The sequence below is a fragment of the Pseudomonas chlororaphis subsp. aurantiaca genome (genome assembly GCF_013466605.1).
Classification (GTDB): Bacteria; Pseudomonadota; Gammaproteobacteria; order Pseudomonadales; family Pseudomonadaceae; genus Aquipseudomonas; species Aquipseudomonas chlororaphis_I.
Map to the genome: position 1 here is coordinate 6,473,679 of NZ_CP059162.1, position 15,431 is coordinate 6,489,109.

Sequence of the window (15,431 nt, forward strand, 5' to 3'; positions counted from 1 at the left end):
AAGGGAAAACGAATGGATTTGATACTCGACCTGCTCGCTACCGTGTCCCGCTGGAGTCGCAGCAACCTTTCAGAAATCTCCCTGGCCCTGGTCGGCTGCCTGTTGGTGCTGTTCGGCGCCGATATCAAAGGCTGGGTCGAAGCGCGCCTGGGCGGCCTCGCCGGCGCCCTGCGCGTACCGATGATGGCGCTGCTGTGCATGATCGGCAGCGGCGCGGCGCTGATCTACGCCACGCCGTGGATCGTCCGCGGCCTGAGCCAGTTCAACAACTACAGCCTGGCGCCGGTGCTGCTGGTGGTGCTGGTGCTGATCGGCGTCGTCGCCGACCGCCGATAAACCGCGCCCCGTAGAATCGAAGGTTGCGCGCGATGAACGACGCGCTGTGCCAGGCATTGCGCGTGGCGACCATCGTGGGCAAGTCGGATCGCCGCCCGCTCGCTCCTACAGAAGACGAATGCAGGGATATGCAGAACATGAGCAAAAAGCGCCTGGACGATACCAGCAAGTTCCTCAGCTACGTGCTGCGCCACGAGCCGCAGGCGATTGGCCTGCAACTGGACAGCGAAGGCTGGGCCGGGATCGATGCCTTGATCGAGGGTGCCGCCAGGGAAGGACGCGAGCTGACGCCCGAACTGATCGCCGAGGTGGTCGCCAGCAATGACAAGAAACGCTTCGCCCTCTCCGACGATGGCCAGCGCATCCGCGCCGTGCAAGGCCACTCCAGCAAGACCGTGAGCCTGCAACTGGCCGAGCAGCCACCACCGGCTGTGCTTTACCACGGCACCGCCACGCGATTCATGGACTCGATCAACGAGAAGGGCCTGGTCCCAGGCGCACGCCATCACGTGCACCTGTCACAGGACCTGGCGACCGCCGAAGCCGTGGGGCAGCGCTACGGGAAGGTGGTGATACTCAAGATCGCCGCACAGGACATGCAGGCGCAGGGATTCAAGTTTTATCAGGCGGAGAACGAGGTCTGGCTGACCGATCACGTTCCCGTTGGTTTTATCGAAGCGTTGTCGTAAGAGCGAAGCTTGCTCGCGAGCAAACTCCGCTCCCACAGATTGGCTCAAGCCAGCTTTTCGAACTTCAGATCCCACACACCATGGCCCAGGCGCTCGCCGCGGCGCTCGAACTTGGTGATCGGACGCTCGGCAGGACGCGGCACGCACTTGCCGTCCTCGGCCAGGTTGCGGTAACCCGGCGCGACATTCATCACTTCCAGCATGTACTCGGCATAAGGCTCCCAGTCGGTGGCCATATGCAGGATGCCGCCGACCTTCAGCTTGCTGCGCACCAGCTCGGCGAAGGACGCCTGCACGATACGACGCTTGTGATGACGGCTCTTGTGCCACGGATCGGGGAAAAACAGCATCAGGCGATCCAGGCTGTTATCGGCGATGCAGCGGTTGAGCACTTCGATCGCATCGCAATCGTAGACCCGCAGGTTGGTCAGGCCCCGGGTCAGCACGCCGTTGAGCAGCGCGCCGACACCCGGACGGTGCACTTCCACACCAATGAAATCCTGCTCCGGCGCGGCCGCGGCCATTTCCAGCAGCGAGTGGCCCATGCCGAAGCCGATTTCCAGGGAACGTGGCGCCGAGCGGCCAAACACCTGATCGAAATCCACCGGCGCGTCGGCCAGCGGCAGCACATACAGCGGCGCGCCCTGCTCCAGGCCGCGCTGCTGGCCTTCGGTCATGCGCCCGGCGCGCATCACGAAACTCTTGATGCGGCGGTGTTGGCGCTCGTCGCCGGCTTCCGGCTGGATTGGCGTGTCGTTTGATTCAGTCATCAATGGCTCTTACTTGATCAGACCATCCAGCGGCGAGGAAGCGCTGGCATAGAGTTTCTTCGGCATGCGGCCGGCGAGGTACGCCAGGCGGCCTGCCACAATGGCGTGCTTCATGGCTTCGGCCATCAGCACCGGTTGTTGCGCATGGGCGATGGCCGAGTTCATCAGCACCGCTTCGCAGCCCAGCTCCATGGCGATGGTGGCGTCGGAGGCAGTGCCGACACCGGCATCCACCAGCACCGGGACCTTGGCTTCTTCGAGGATGATCTGCAGGTTGTACGGGTTGCAGATCCCCAGGCCAGTACCGATCAGGCCAGCCAGCGGCATGACCGCGATGCAGCCCATTTCCGCCAGTTGGCGGGCGATGATCGGATCATCGCTGGTGTACACCATCACGTCGAAACCTTCCTTGACCAGCACTTCGGCGGCCTTGAGGGTTTCCAGCACGTTGGGGAACAGGGTTTTCTGGTCGGCCAGCACTTCCAGCTTCACCAGGTTATGGCCGTCGAGCAGTTCACGGGCCAGGCGGCAGGTGCGCACGGCTTCGACCGCGTCATAGCAACCGGCGGTGTTCGGCAGGATGGTATAGCGATCCGGCGGCAGGATATCCAGCAGGTTCGGTTCGCCCGGGTTCTGCCCGATATTGGTCCGGCGCACGGCGACGGTGACAATCTCGGCACCCGAGGCTTCGATGGCCAGGCGGGTTTCTTCCATGTCACGGTACTTGCCGGTGCCTACCAGCAAACGCGACTGGTAAGTACGACCGGCCAGGACGAAAGGCTTGTCGCTGCGAACGTTGCTCATCGGAAATCCTCTATTGGGGTGAGGTTCTTGCAGAATGCGTGGGTGGGGCCAACCCTGGCCCGGGTGGCTAGCCGCCGCCGATGGCGTGTACGACTTCGACCCGATCGCCCTCGTTGAGGGTGGTCTCGGCGTGCTGGCTGCGCGGGACGATATCCAGGTTGAGTTCAACCGCGATCCGGCGTCCGGTCAGGTCCAGACGGGTCAGCAGGGCCGCAACGGTTTCGCCGTCGGGCAGTTCAAAGGATTCGCCGTTCAACTGAATGCGCATGCCGAATGCCGCCATCATTTTTAGGGGTCAGCATTCTAGCCCGATCATGACCTAAAGGTCAGCTACAAGCGTCAAGCGGTCAGTTGCAAACGCCAGGCGGCAAGACCCAGGCACAACCAGCCGATCAGGAAGGCCAGGCCACCGAACGGGGCGACGATGCCCAGCTTGCTGAAACCGGTGAGGGTCAGCAGGTAGAGGCTGCCGGAAAACAACAGGATACCGATGGCGAACGAAGCACCGGCCCAGGTCACCAGGCGGCCGGGGATCTGCGTGGCCAGCAGCGCCACGCCCAGCAGTGCCAGGGTGTGCACCAGCTGGTAGGTGACGCCGGTATGGAAAATCACCAGGTATTCCGCGCTCAGGCGACTTTTCAGACCGTGGGCAGCGAATGCGCCCAGGGCAACGCCGGTAAAGCCGAAAAAGGCGGCCAGCATCAGGAAGCCACGCAGCATGAGGAACTCCAGTCAGAATCGTCGATCGGGCCTGTATAATGGCGCGCTCAACGGGTTCGGCCAAGCCATCTCTATGCTGCGTTTATTTTTCCGTCGTTTATCTAAAGCCCTGCTCTGGTTCGCCGCCGGCAGCGTTTTGCTGGTGCTGGTGTTCCGTGTCGTGCCGCCTCCGGGCACGGCCTTGATGGTCGAACGCAAGGTCGAATCCTGGATCGACGGCGAACCCATCGACCTGCAACGCAGCTGGAAACCCTGGGACGAGATCTCCGACGACCTGAAGGTGGCGGTGATCGCCGGCGAAGACCAGAAATTCCCTGAACACTGGGGGTTCGACTTCGGCGCGATCCAGGCCGCCTTCGCCCACAACGAGCGCGGCGGTTCGATTCGTGGCGCCAGTACCCTGAGCCAGCAAGTGGCGAAAAACCTGTTCCTGTGGTCCGGACGCAGCTGGCTGCGCAAAGGGCTGGAGGCTTGGTTCACCGGGCTGATCGAGATCTTCTGGCCCAAGCAACGGATTCTCGAGGTCTACCTCAACAGCGTCGAGTGGGACGAAGGCGTATTTGGCGCCGAAGCCGCGGCGCGGCATCACTTCGGCGTCAGCGCGGGCTCGCTGTCGCGGCAGCAGGCCAGCCTGCTGGCCGCAGTCCTGCCCAACCCTCGGGTATGGAGCGCCAGCCATCCGAGCAGCTATGTGGCACAACGGGCCGGCTGGATCCGCCGGCAGATGAGCCAGCTGGGCGGCGACAGCTACCTGCTGGGCCTGAACGATTCGCGCAAGGCGCTGTGGGCGCAGTGAAGCTCAAGATCTGATCGCGCTACAGGCCCACGCATTCTTCTGCAGGCGCGAAGCTTGCTCGCGATAGCGCCCTTACAGACACCGCCGCCCCAACGCCACAAACAAAAACGCCCCGATCGGATCGGGGCGTTTTTTATTGCGTGGCGTATTACGCGGCAATCGACAACTTGAGCTTGTTCATCGCGCTCTTCTCGAGCTGACGGATACGCTCGGCCGACACGTTGTACTTCTGCGCCAGATCATGCAGCGTGGCTTTCTCTTCCGCCAGCCAGCGCTGGTAGAGAATGTCGCGGCTGCGGTCGTCCAACACTTCCAGCGCCTCGTGCAGGTTGCTGGTGGAGTTGTCGGTCCAGTCGGCGTCTTCCAGCTGACGGGCCGGATCGTAACGGTGGTCTTCCAGGTAGTTGGCCGGCGATTGGAAGGCGCTGTCGTCATCCGCTTCGGCGGCTGGGTCGAAGGCCATGTCATGGCCGGTCAGGCGGCTTTCCATCTCGCGCACTTCGCGCGGCTCCACACCAAGGCTTTCCGCCACACGATGGACTTCTTCGTTATTCAACCAGGCCAGGCGCTTCTTCTGGCTGCGCAGGTTGAAGAACAGCTTGCGCTGGGCCTTGGTGGTCGCGACTTTCACGATGCGCCAGTTGCGCAGGATGAACTCGTGGATTTCCGCCTTGATCCAGTGCACGGCGAACGAAACCAGACGCACGCCCATTTCCGGGTTGAAGCGTTTTACAGCCTTCATCAGGCCGACATTGCCTTCCTGAATCAGGTCGGCCTGGGCCAGACCGTAGCCGGAATAGCTACGGGCGATATGTACGACAAAACGCAGGTGGGCGAGCACCATCTGCCGAGCCGCCTCAAGATCCTGCTCATAGTAGAGACTCTCGGCCAGTTCACGCTCCTGCTCGGGCGTCAGCAATGGAATGCTGTTCACCGTGTGCACATAGGCCTCCAGGTTCGCACCCGGGACCAAGGCATAAGCAGGTTGCAAAGAAGTGGTCATACGAAAAAACCTCCGACTCACATAACTCGTGCTTATTCAGCACTGCTGAAAATTGACCGGGAACCGCAAAACAAGTTCCCAAAAGTTCTAAAAGGTCAATACAAGCAAAAAGACACTATTTCGGCGCCAGCTCCCGCAAGTGGCGGGCGACCGCAATCCACGCACCGATATACCCCAACAACACCGCGCCAAGCAAGAGTGATAGACCATCGGCGACCGGCACGCCAGCCAGGGCGAAATCACTGCCGTACAAGCCGGCCAGCCCCACTACCGCATCATTCAGCCAGTCGAGGCCGAACGCCAGAACACCCCAGGACAGAATCCCCGCACCGAAGCCATACAAGGCGCCCATATAAAGGAAGGGACGCCGCACATAACTGTCCGTGCCGCCGACGAGTTTAATCACTTCTATCTCGGTGCGGCGGTTTTCAATATGAAGACGAATGGTATTGCCTATCACCAAAAGTAATGCAGAAACCAGCAACACCGTCAGGCCGAAGACAAAGCGGTCGCCCAGCTTGAGGATCGCCGCCAGCCGCTCGACCCACACCAGGTCCAGTTGCGCCTGCTGCACCTTGGGCATTTCCGCCAGGCGCTGACGCAAGGCTTCCAAGGTCGCCTTGTCCACTTCGTTCGGCGTGACCAGGACCACGCCCGGCAGCGGGTTCTGCGGCAACTCCTTGAGCGCCTCGCCCAGCCCGGACTGCTGCTGGAACTCGTCCAGGGCCTTGTCCTTGCTGATGAACTCGGCATCCGCCACGCCCGGCATGGCCTTGATCTGCCCGCTCAGGCTTTCGCCCTCGGTGGCGCTGGCGTCGAGCTCCAGGTACAGGGAAATCTGCGCCGCGCGCTGCCAGGAACCGCCCAGGCGCTCGACGTTGTTGAGCAACAACGACAAGCCCATCGGCAGGCTCAGGGCCACGGCCATCACCAGGCAGGTGAAGAAGCTGCCGATCGGCTGCTTGCCCAGGCGGCGCAGGCTATCCAGCAGGCTGGCGCGATGGCTTTCGATCCAGGCATGCAGCAGGGTGCTGAAATCCGGGCCGTCGTCCTCGTCGCGCTTTTTCTTCTGTGGCGGCTGGTCCGAGGCTTTCGGAGCCACACGTTCGGCCACTTTGGGGCTGCGAGTCGCACTCATACGCCAGCCTCCCCGTCGCCGATCAATCGGCCGCGTTGCAGGGTCAGCATGCGGTGGCGCATGCGTGCGATCAGCGCCAGGTCGTGACTGGCGATCAGCACGCTGGTGCCCAGACGGTTGATATCTTCGAATACGCCCATGATTTCCGCCGCCAGACGCGGGTCGAGGTTACCTGTGGGTTCGTCCGCCAACAGCAAGGCCGGACGGTGCACGATGGCGCGGGCAATGCCGACGCGCTGCTGCTGACCGGTGGACAGGTCACCCGGGTAGAGATCGGTCTTGTCCGAGAGCGCCACGCGCTCCAGGGCCGAGTCCACGCGCTTGGCGATTTCGACCTTGGACAGGCCGAGGATCTGCAACGGCAAGGCGACGTTGTTGAAAACGGTGCGATCGAACAGCAATTGGTGGTTCTGGAACACCACGCCGATCTGCCGCCGCAGGAACGGAATCTGCGCATTGCTGATGGTGCTCAGGTCCTGGCCGGCCAACAGCAGCTTGCCGCTGGTTGGACGCTCCATGGCCAGCAACAACCGCAGTAGCGTGGACTTGCCGGCACCAGAATGACCGGTGACGAACAGAAACTCGCCCCGACGAACCCGGAAACTCAGCTCGTGCAAGCCGACGTGGCCGTTCGAGTAACGCTTACCGACCTGTTCGAAACGAATCATGAACGCTCCCGCTCGGCAAACAGTGCCTGGACAAAGGGTTCGGCTTCAAAGGTACGCAGGTCGTCGATGCCCTCACCGACGCCGATGTAGCGGATCGGCAGGCCGAACTGCTTGGCCAGGGCGAAGATCACCCCGCCCTTGGCGGTGCCATCGAGCTTGGTCAGGGCCAGGCCGGTCAGCTCGACCGTCTGGTTGAACTGCTTGGCCTGGTTGATGGCGTTCTGGCCGGTACCGGCGTCGAGCACCAGCAGCACTTCGTGCGGCGCGTCGGCGTCGAGCTTGCCGATCACCCGGCGAACCTTCTTCAGCTCTTCCATCAGGTTGTCTTTGGTGTGCAGGCGACCGGCGGTGTCGGCGATCAGCACATCGATGCCACGGGCCTTGGCGGCCTGCACGGCGTCGAAGATCACCGAAGCCGAGTCGGCGCCGGTGTGCTGGGCGATGACCGGGATCTTGTTACGCTCGCCCCAGACCTGCAGCTGTTCCACCGCCGCGGCGCGGAAGGTATCGCCCGCGGCGAGCATGACCTTCTTGCCTTCGAGCTGCAGCTTCTTGGCCAGCTTACCGATGGTGGTGGTCTTGCCGGCGCCGTTGACGCCCACCACCAGAATCACGAACGGCTTGGTTTGCGAAGCGATCCGCAGCGGCTGCTCCACCGGCTTGAGCATGCTCGCCAGCTCGGCCTGCAGCGACTTGTACAGCGCATCGACGTCGGTCAGCTGTTTGCGCGCGACCTTCTGGGTCAGGTTCCGAATGATCACCGCAGTGGCTTCCACGCCCACGTCGGCGGTCAGCAGGCGGGTTTCGATATCTTCCAGCAGCTCGTCGTCGATGGTCTTCTTGCCCAGGAACAGGCTGGCCATGCCTTCGCCGATGCTGGCACTGGTCTTGGACAGGCCCTGCTTGAGGCGGGCGAAGAAGCCGACCTTGTTTTCTTCGGCACGGGGCGCCTCGACGGCAGCGGGCGCTTCGACCGCCGCGACTGGAGCAACTGGAGCAACGACAACCGGGGCAGGCTCCGGTGCTCGGACAGGCTCGGGCTGCACGAAGGCCGCGATCACCGGTTGCGGCACGTCCTTTTCTTCGATCGGCGCCTGGGCCGCAGCTGGCTCGCTGTGTGCCAACTCGGCCACCAACAGCTCGGCGGCTTGCTGCACATCAGTCGCGGCCGGAATCGGCGGAGTGATGTGCGGCGCCTGCTCGTCTTCCACCAGCGCCACCGGCTCTTCCGCCACCGGAAGGGTCAGCCAGGGCTTGTGCTCGGGATCGGGGGTCAGCGGCAGCTCCGCCGCGGCAGCAGGCTCGACCGCTGGCGCAGGTTGTTCAGGCTGCAGGATCGGCTCGGCGATCGGCAACACCACAGGCGCCACAACTTCGGCAACCGGGGCTTGTTCTATAACGGGAGTGGGAGCCGAGACAGGCTCGACAGGGACTTGTGGCTGTTCGACGACGGTTTCCTGCGGCTTTTTGCGCAGCCATCCGAACAGGCCTTTCTTCTCGCCAGCCGCGGCTGGGGTCTTCTTGTCGTCGTTGGAACCAAACATGGAGGACGGCTATCTCAAGGTAGCGACGCGCCATCAAGGCGCACCGGCAAATAAATATTCGATGCAGAACAGACTGCGTTTCCGCCGGCTTGTTCACGCGCAACATTTTGTCGAGGTGCCCAATGGCATCTCAAGGATCGATTTTACTAAAGGACTGAAACGGCAAAATCGGCGAAAAGTCGAAGTCTAGTCGATAAAACAGCGCTTCTTGCCGGGAACCCATACAACCTGCTCAAGCACACGTTGATCCATGCGAGCCTGATAGGCGTGGCCGCCAGTAAAACGGATCAGTATCCTAGGGCGTGTCATCAATCATTACCAGTACCGCGTGGCCGCCTGAAAACGGGCCAGGCAAGGCGCAGTCCGCCGGAAATGTGTTTTCCTTTCCAAGGACTGCAACGCAGCATGGCCCGTTTTCAGGCGCCACCCGGAGGGCCGGGCCTGCCAGTGCGCAGGGCTGCGTTGCTCGGAGTTTATTTGGAATGACCAAACCACACTCCTCGCGCCTTGCCCTGCGTACTGGCAGGCTCCGGCGCGGTACTGGTAATGATTGATGACGCGCCCCAACCTCTCGCCCGTAGGCTAAGACCAAGCGGGCAGTCCAACAGGTTTAAAAAACGAATGAATGCTCTAGCCCGCCGCGCCGCAGGCCTGCTGCTCAGTACGGTTTGTCTGCCCCTTTCAGCCTTGGCTGCCGATCCACAACCCACCCACGAATTCACCCTCGACAACGGCCTCAAGGTCGTGGTCCGGGAAGACCATCGGGCTCCGGTCGTGGTCTCCCAGGTCTGGTACAAAGTCGGCTCCAGCTACGAAACCCCGGGCCAGACCGGCTTGTCCCACGCCCTGGAACACATGATGTTCAAGGGCAGCGAAAAGATCGGCCCCGGCGAAGCCTCGCTGATCCTGCGCGACCTGGGCGCCGAAGAGAACGCCTTCACCAGCGACGATTTCACCGCCTATTACCAGGTGCTGGCCCGCGACCGCCTGGGCGTGGCCTTCGAGCTGGAAGCCGATCGCATGGCCAGCCTGCGCCTGCCGCCGGATGAGTTCAGCCGCGAAATCGAAGTAATCAAGGAAGAGCGCCGCCTGCGCACCGACGACAAGCCGATGTCCAAGGCCTTCGAACGCTTCAAGGCGATGGCCTACCCGGCCAGCGGCTACCACACGCCGACCATCGGCTGGATGGCCGACCTCAACCGGATGAAGGTCGAGGAACTGCGCCACTGGTACGAGTCCTGGTATGTGCCGAACAACGCCACCCTGGTGGTGGTCGGCGATGTCACCCCGGACGAAGTCAAAACCCTGGCCCAACGTTATTTCGGCGCCATTCCCAAGCGGGCCGTGCCCGCGGCGAAGATTCCCCTGGAGCTGGCCGAGCCTGGCGAGCGGCAGCTCACCCTGCGGGTGAAGACCCAGCTGCCGAGCGTGATGCTGGCCTTCAACGTGCCGAGCATCGCCACCGCCGAAGACAAGCATTCGGTGCACGCCCTGCGCCTGATCGCCGCGCTGCTCGACGGCGGCTACAGCGCCCGTATCCCGACCCGCCTGGAGCGCGGCGAAGAGCTGGTGTCCGGCGGCTCGTCGAGCTTCGACGCCTACACCCGCGGCGACAGCCTGTTCCTGCTTTCGGCCATGCCCAACAGCCAGAAGAAAAAAACCATCGCCCAGGCCGAAGCCGGGTTGTGGCGTTTGCTCGAAGAGCTGAAAACCACCCCGCCGACCGCCGAAGAACTGGAGCGCGTGCGCGCCCAGGTGATCGCCGGCCTGGTCTACGAGCGTGACTCCATCACCAGCCAGGCTACCGCCATCGGCCAGCTGGAAACCGTCGGCCTGTCCTGGAAGCTCATGGATACCGAACTTGCCGAACTGCAAAGCGTGACCCCTGAAGACATCCAGAAGGCCGCTCGTACCTATTTCACCCGCGAACGCCTGAGCGTTGCCCACGTATTGCCTGAGGAGTCCGCTCATGAGTAAGCGCAAAAGCGCCAGCCCGGTCCTGCTCGGCCTGGCACTCGTGGCCCTGATCGCCGCCGCCGGCCTTTATCTGCTGCGCGCGGCCCCGTCCGACGCCAGCCAGTCGCTGGACAAGGCCAAGAGCAGCCAGAAGCTGCAATCCCTGGCCGAGCTCGACGGCAAGGCCCCAAGCCACCGCAGCCTCGACATCAAGACCTGGAGCACCGCCGAAGGCGCCAAGGTGCTGTTCGTCGAAGCCCATGAGCTGCCGATGTTCGACATGCGCCTGACCTTCGCCGCCGGCAGCAGCCAGGACGGCGACGCGCCGGGCCTGGCGATGCTGACCAACGCCATGCTCAACGAAGGCGTGGCCGGCAAGGATGTCGGCGCGATCGCCGAAGGTTTCGAAGGCCTGGGCGCCGATTTCGGCAACGGTGCCTACAAGGACATGGCCATCGCTTCCCTGCGCAGCCTGAGCGCGCCGGACAAGCGCGCGCCGGCCCTGCAACTGTTCGCCGATGTCGTCGGCAAGCCGACCTTCCCGGCCGATTCCCTGGCGCGCATCAAGAACCAGATGCTCGCCGGCTTCGAGTACCAGAAACAGAACCCCGGCAAGCTGGCGAGCCTGGAGCTGATGAACCGCCTGTACGGCAGCCATCCGTATGCCCATTCCAGCGACGGCACCGCGCAGAGCGTGCCGCCGATTAGCCTGGCCCAGCTGCGGGCGTTCCACGCCAAGGCCTATGCCGCCGGCAACGTGGTGATCGCCCTGGTGGGCGATCTGTCGCGCAGCGATGCCGAGGCGATTGCCGCGCAGATCTCCGCCGCCCTGCCCAAAGGCCCGGCGCTGGCGAAAATCCCGCAACCGAGCGAACCACAGGCCAGCATCGGCCATATCGAGTACCCGTCCAGCCAGACCAGCCTGCTGCTGGCGCAACTGGGCATCGATCGTGACGATCCGGATTACGCGGCGCTGTCCCTGGGCAACCAGATCCTTGGCGGCGGCGGTTTTGGCACCCGGCTGATGAGCGAAGTACGCGAGAAGCGCGGCCTGACCTACGGCGTCTATTCCGGCTTCAGCCCGATGCAGGCCCGTGGCCCGTTCATGATCAACCTGCAGACCCGCGCCGAAATGAGCGAGGGCACCCTCAAGCTGGTGCAGGACGTACTCGCCGACTACCTCAAGACCGGCCCGACCCAGAAGGAACTCGACGACGCCAAGCGCGAGCTGGCCGGCAGCTTCCCGCTGTCCACCGCCAGCAACGCCGACATCGTCGGCCAACTGGGCGCCATCGGCTTCTACAACCTGCCGCTGAGCTATCTTGAAGACTTCATGCAGCAGTCCCAGAGCCTGACCGTGGAACAGGTCCGGGACGTACTGAACAAGCACCTGAGCGCGGACAAGATGGTCATCGTCACCGCCGGTCCGACCGTGCCGCAAAAGCCGTTGCCGGCCCCTACTGACAAACCCGCCGAGCAGCCGCTCGGGGTTCCGGAGCACTAATGGCCAGCCCATCGCGTCCCAGCAAGAAACCCGTCCACAACCAGCACAACGGTGTGGGCCAACTGCGCATCATCGGCGGCGAGTGGCGCAGCCGCCGCCTGAGCTTCCCCGATGTGCCGGGCCTGCGCCCGACGCCGGACCGGGTGCGCGAAACCCTGTTCAACTGGCTGGCGCCTTATGTCGCCGGGGCCAAGGTGCTCGACCTGTTCGCCGGCAGCGGCGCGCTGTTTCTCGAAGCCCTGTCCCGTGGCGCCGCCATGGGCCAGGCGCTGGATGCCAGCAACCTGGCCGTGTCGCGCCTGCGCGAACACCTGGGCACCCTGCGCTGCACCGTTGGTCAGGTACAAACCGCCGACGCCCTGCGTTATCTGGAAAGCCAGCCGGCCAGCCGTTTCGACCTGGTTTTCCTCGACCCGCCGTTCCATCAGAACCTGCTGCCGGCCGCCTGCGCCCTGCTGGAAGAACGCGACTGGCTGGCCGACGACGCCTGGGTCTATACCGAAAGTGAAACCGCGCCGTCGACCCTCGGCCTCCCGGCGAACTGGCGCCTGCACCGCGAGCAAAAATCCGGGCAGGTGTACTACGCCTTGTGGCAACGTATGGCAGAGATCGCCGGTTAAACCACTGGCCTGAAAAGGTGCGCAGCCCCGCCGGGGACGCGCACCGCTGCTACGAGAATCACCGTGCCTACTCCGTCAGATCGCTTCATTCCCGCCTTCGGCCTCGGCAACCCGCACCTGCAAACCCTGTGGGGCCCGCTGTGGCGCAAGACCACTCATCTCGACCGCCAGCGCGAACGCCTGTGGCTCGACGACGGCGACTTTCTCGATCTCGACTGGCACGGCCCGCACACCGCCACCGCGCCCTTGGTGCTGGTGCTGCACGGCCTGACCGGTTCCTCCAACTCGCCTTACGTGGCCGGCCTGCAAAAGGCCCTGGCGAGCCAGGGCTGGGCCAGCGCGGCGCTGAACTGGCGCGGCTGCTCGGGCGAGCCCAACCTGCTGCCGCGCAGCTACCACTCGGGCGCCAGCGAAGATCTGGCCGCCGCCATCGACCACCTGCGCAGCAAGCGCCCGCTGGCCCCGCTGTTCGCGGTGGGCTACTCGCTGGGCGGCAATGTATTGCTCAAGCACCTGGGGGAAAGCGGCAGCGCCAGCCAGTTGCAAGGTGCCGTCGCGGTGTCGGTGCCGTTTCGCCTGGACCAGTGCGCCGACCGTATCGGCCAGGGCTTTTCCAAGGTCTACCAGGCGCATTTCATCCGCGAGATGCTGGCCTATATCAAGGACAAGCAGCGCCAGTTCCAGCACGACGGGCGCCATGAGGGCCTGGCCGTGCTGGAGCGGCTCGGGCCGCTGGAAAAAATGCGCACCTTCTGGGACTTCGACGGCCGGGTCACCGCGCCGCTGAATGGCTTTGCCGACGCCCAGGACTATTACCGGCGTGCCTCCAGCCGCTATTTCCTTGGGGAAATCCGCACACAAACCCTGATCATCCAGGCCGCGGACGATCCTTTCATATTCCCCCACAGCCTGCCGGAAGCCCGCGAGCTGTCCAGCAGCACCCACTTCGAGCTGCAGGCCAAGGGTGGGCACGTCGGTTTTGTCGAGGGTTCGGTGAAGACGCCGGGTTATTACCTGGAACGGCGCATTCCCCAGTGGCTGTCCGGCCTGGGGCGCGAGCCGCGATGAACAGCGGCCGGGGCGAATCGATCCGTTTCTGGCAAACCGCGCCCCTGGCCGGCGTGGAGTTGCTGGCCGCGCGTTATATCGAGCATCGCTTCGTGCCCCATGTGCATGACGGCTATGTGATCGGCATGATCATGGACGGTGCCCAGCGCTACCGTTATCGCGGCGCCGAGCACCTGGCGGGGCGCGGCACCCTGGTGCTGATCAACCCGGACGAGTTGCACACCGGCCACAAAGGCACCGAGGACGGCTGGCTGTACCGGGCGTTTTATCCGGACAACGCACAGATCCTCGCCATGCTGGGCGAGCTGGAATTGCCCACCGACAGCCTGCCGGCCTTCGGCGCCACGCTGTATCGCGACCCCGATCTGGTCAGCGGCTTCTGCCAGTTGCATCAATTACTGGAAAGCCCGGCCACCGCCCTGCAACAACAGACCCTGTGGCGGGAAATGATGCTCTTGCTGCTGCGGCGTCACGCCGGGGTCAAGGCGCCGGGCGAACCCGGGCGGGAACACCGGGCGATCGTCCAGGCCAAGGAGTTGCTGCAAGCACAGCTGGCCGCTCCGCCGTCCCTGGAAGAACTGGCCGCGGCGGTCAATCTCTCGCCCTTCCATTTCGCCCGGGTATTCCGTCGCGCCACCGGCATGCCGCCGCACACCTGGCTGATGCAACAGCGCATCGCCCAGGCCCGGGCACTGCTGCGCGACGGCTGCCTGCCGCTGGAAGTGGCGACGCAATTGGGGTTCTCCGACCAGAGCCATCTGAGCCGGCAGTTCAAGCAGGTCTATGGCGTAGGGCCGGCGGCCTATCGCAGCGCCCGCCAGTCCCTCTGAAACAACGCCTGCCCCTGTAGAAGCGAAACTTGCTCGCGAAAACTGTCTCAGCCGATGCGGTCCAACAGAAACAACGCAGCGCCTGGATCGCGAGCAAGCTTCGCTCCTACGGTGAGGGGGCTCAGTCGCCCGTGGCGACCGCGCGCTGCGGATCGGTGATCCATTCGCTCCAGGAGCCGGCATACAACTTGCCCAGGGGATAACCGGCCAGGCACAGGGCGAACAGGTTGTGACAGGCGGTCACGCCCGAACCGCAGTACGCCACCAGTTCGGTCGGCGAACGCTCGCCCAGCTTCGCGGCAAAACGCTTCTTGAGCTGATCGGTCGGCAGAAAACGGCCGTCGCTGTCCAGGTTGTCGGTGAAAGCCGCGCATTGCGCGCCGGGGATATGCCCGGCCACCGGATCGATCGGCTCCACTTCGCCGCGAAAACGTGACTGGGCGCGGGCATCGAGCAGGGTCAGAGTCGGCTGGCCGAGGCGTTTTTGCAGCTGCTCGGCACTCAGCAGCAGGGTTTTATCGGGCTGGCCCGTGAAGTGGCCGAGAACATTGGTCGGCGGATCCAGGCTCAACGGCAGGCCCGCGGCGTGCCAGGCTTTCAGGCCGCCATCGAGAATGAACACACCGTCGCGCTTGCCCAGCCAGGCCAGCAGCCACCAGGCGCGGGCGGCATAGGCACCGGGGCCATCGTCGTAGAGCACGATGTCGCTATCGGCGTCGATGCCCCAGGCCTGCAGGCGCGCGTTCAGCGTCGCCGGTTCGGGCAGCGGATGACGCCCGGTCACGCCCTTGACCACCCGGCCACTGAGATCGCGCTCCAGGTCGGCAAAATGCGCGCCGGCCAGATGCCCGCTGGCATAACTGCGCTGGCCGTAATCCGGGTCTTCCAGGGCAAAACGACAATCGAGAATCACCAGCCCGGGCTGCTCCAGGCGAGCGGCCAATTGCTGTGGACTGATCAGTTGCGCGATGGGCATGACGGGCTC

The 15,431-nt window shown here is 63.9% G+C and carries 17 protein-coding genes; 8 read left to right on the forward strand and 9 right to left on the reverse strand.

All coding sequences use genetic code 11. From position 1 onward, the window contains the following. The first annotated feature begins 12 nt into the window (after positions 1-12). Both H0I86_RS29705 and H0I86_RS29710 read left to right on the forward strand, forming a co-directional pair. Positions 13-336: a DUF3392 domain-containing protein gene (locus H0I86_RS29705; protein WP_007921199.1), complete on the forward strand. Its 324-nt coding sequence runs from the start codon at positions 13-15 to the stop codon at positions 334-336. Between the two features lie 137 nt (positions 337-473). After that, positions 474-1,025, forward strand: a complete 552-nt coding sequence (locus tag H0I86_RS29710; RefSeq protein ID WP_180925932.1) for an RNA 2'-phosphotransferase — start codon at positions 474-476, stop codon at positions 1,023-1,025. A gap of 44 nt (positions 1,026-1,069) precedes the next feature. On the opposite strand, the gene trmB is transcribed toward H0I86_RS29710, so the two are convergent. From trmB to H0I86_RS29730, 4 genes are all read right to left on the reverse strand, one after another. After that, on the reverse strand, positions 1,070-1,795 hold the full coding sequence (gene trmB / locus H0I86_RS29715) for a tRNA (guanosine(46)-N7)-methyltransferase TrmB (RefSeq protein ID WP_180923151.1): 726 nt from the start codon (positions 1,793-1,795) through the stop codon (positions 1,070-1,072). 9 nt (positions 1,796-1,804) lie between these two features. Continuing rightward, positions 1,805-2,599, reverse strand: a complete 795-nt coding sequence (locus tag H0I86_RS29720; RefSeq protein ID WP_007921204.1) for a thiazole synthase — start codon at positions 2,597-2,599, stop codon at positions 1,805-1,807. Positions 2,600-2,666: 67 nt separating this feature from the next. After that, a complete protein-coding gene (gene thiS, locus H0I86_RS29725; protein ID WP_180923152.1) occupies positions 2,667-2,867 on the reverse strand; it encodes a sulfur carrier protein ThiS in 201 nt (66 codons plus the stop codon). 71 nt (positions 2,868-2,938) lie between these two features. Beyond that, positions 2,939-3,319, reverse strand: coding sequence for a DUF423 domain-containing protein (locus H0I86_RS29730; protein ID WP_180923153.1), 381 nt, complete (start codon positions 3,317-3,319; stop codon positions 2,939-2,941). A gap of 73 nt (positions 3,320-3,392) precedes the next feature. Between H0I86_RS29730 and mtgA the strand changes: the two genes are divergently transcribed. Continuing rightward, on the forward strand, positions 3,393-4,115 hold the full coding sequence (gene mtgA / locus H0I86_RS29735) for a monofunctional biosynthetic peptidoglycan transglycosylase (protein WP_180923154.1): 723 nt from the start codon (positions 3,393-3,395) through the stop codon (positions 4,113-4,115). Positions 4,116-4,263: 148 nt separating this feature from the next. Here the strand turns inward: mtgA and rpoH are convergent, their stop codons facing one another. The 4 genes from rpoH to ftsY form a co-directional block, all read right to left on the reverse strand. Continuing rightward, positions 4,264-5,118, reverse strand: coding sequence for an RNA polymerase sigma factor RpoH (gene rpoH / locus H0I86_RS29740; RefSeq protein ID WP_007921212.1), 855 nt, complete (start codon positions 5,116-5,118; stop codon positions 4,264-4,266). 115 nt (positions 5,119-5,233) lie between these two features. Continuing rightward, positions 5,234-6,256 (reverse strand): permease-like cell division protein FtsX, encoded by a 1,023-nt coding sequence (gene ftsX / locus H0I86_RS29745; protein WP_180923155.1) that lies wholly within the window; start codon positions 6,254-6,256, stop codon positions 5,234-5,236. Then, complete coding sequence (gene ftsE, locus H0I86_RS29750; protein WP_180923156.1) at positions 6,253-6,924, reverse strand: cell division ATP-binding protein FtsE; 672 nt, start codon at positions 6,922-6,924, stop codon at positions 6,253-6,255. The genes ftsX and ftsE overlap by 4 nt, the downstream gene beginning before the upstream one ends. Further along, a complete protein-coding gene (gene ftsY / locus H0I86_RS29755; protein WP_180923157.1) occupies positions 6,921-8,468 on the reverse strand; it encodes a signal recognition particle-docking protein FtsY in 1,548 nt (515 codons plus the stop codon). Before ftsY ends, ftsE begins: the two co-directional genes overlap by 4 nt. Before the next feature lie 621 nt (positions 8,469-9,089). Here ftsY and H0I86_RS29760 point away from each other — a divergent pair. The 5 genes from H0I86_RS29760 to H0I86_RS29780 all read left to right on the forward strand — a co-directional run bounded on the left by H0I86_RS29760 (position 9,090) and on the right by H0I86_RS29780 (position 14,446). Beyond that, positions 9,090-10,445 carry a M16 family metallopeptidase gene (locus H0I86_RS29760; RefSeq protein ID WP_180923158.1) on the forward strand — a complete coding sequence of 452 codons (1,356 nt, stop codon included), beginning with the start codon at positions 9,090-9,092 and terminating at the stop codon, positions 10,443-10,445. Beyond that, the gene (locus H0I86_RS29765; protein ID WP_180923159.1) at positions 10,438-11,928 is read left to right on the forward strand and encodes a M16 family metallopeptidase; all 1,491 of its coding nucleotides are present in this window, start codon (positions 10,438-10,440) and stop codon (positions 11,926-11,928) included. Before H0I86_RS29760 ends, H0I86_RS29765 begins: the two co-directional genes overlap by 8 nt. Continuing rightward, the gene (gene rsmD, locus H0I86_RS29770) at positions 11,928-12,548 is read left to right on the forward strand and encodes a 16S rRNA (guanine(966)-N(2))-methyltransferase RsmD (RefSeq protein WP_180923160.1); all 621 of its coding nucleotides are present in this window, start codon (positions 11,928-11,930) and stop codon (positions 12,546-12,548) included. Before H0I86_RS29765 ends, rsmD begins: the two co-directional genes overlap by 1 nt. A 63-nt stretch (positions 12,549-12,611) precedes the next feature. Then, the gene (locus tag H0I86_RS29775; RefSeq protein ID WP_180923161.1) at positions 12,612-13,616 is read left to right on the forward strand and encodes a hydrolase; all 1,005 of its coding nucleotides are present in this window, start codon (positions 12,612-12,614) and stop codon (positions 13,614-13,616) included. After that, positions 13,613-14,446: an AraC family transcriptional regulator gene (locus tag H0I86_RS29780; protein ID WP_180923162.1), complete on the forward strand. Its 834-nt coding sequence runs from the start codon at positions 13,613-13,615 to the stop codon at positions 14,444-14,446. The genes H0I86_RS29775 and H0I86_RS29780 overlap by 4 nt, the downstream gene beginning before the upstream one ends. A 121-nt stretch (positions 14,447-14,567) precedes the next feature. Here the strand turns inward: H0I86_RS29780 and H0I86_RS29785 are convergent, their stop codons facing one another. After that, on the reverse strand, positions 14,568-15,422 hold the full coding sequence (locus H0I86_RS29785; RefSeq protein WP_180923163.1) for a sulfurtransferase: 855 nt from the start codon (positions 15,420-15,422) through the stop codon (positions 14,568-14,570). Between the last annotated feature and the right edge of the window lie 9 nt (positions 15,423-15,431).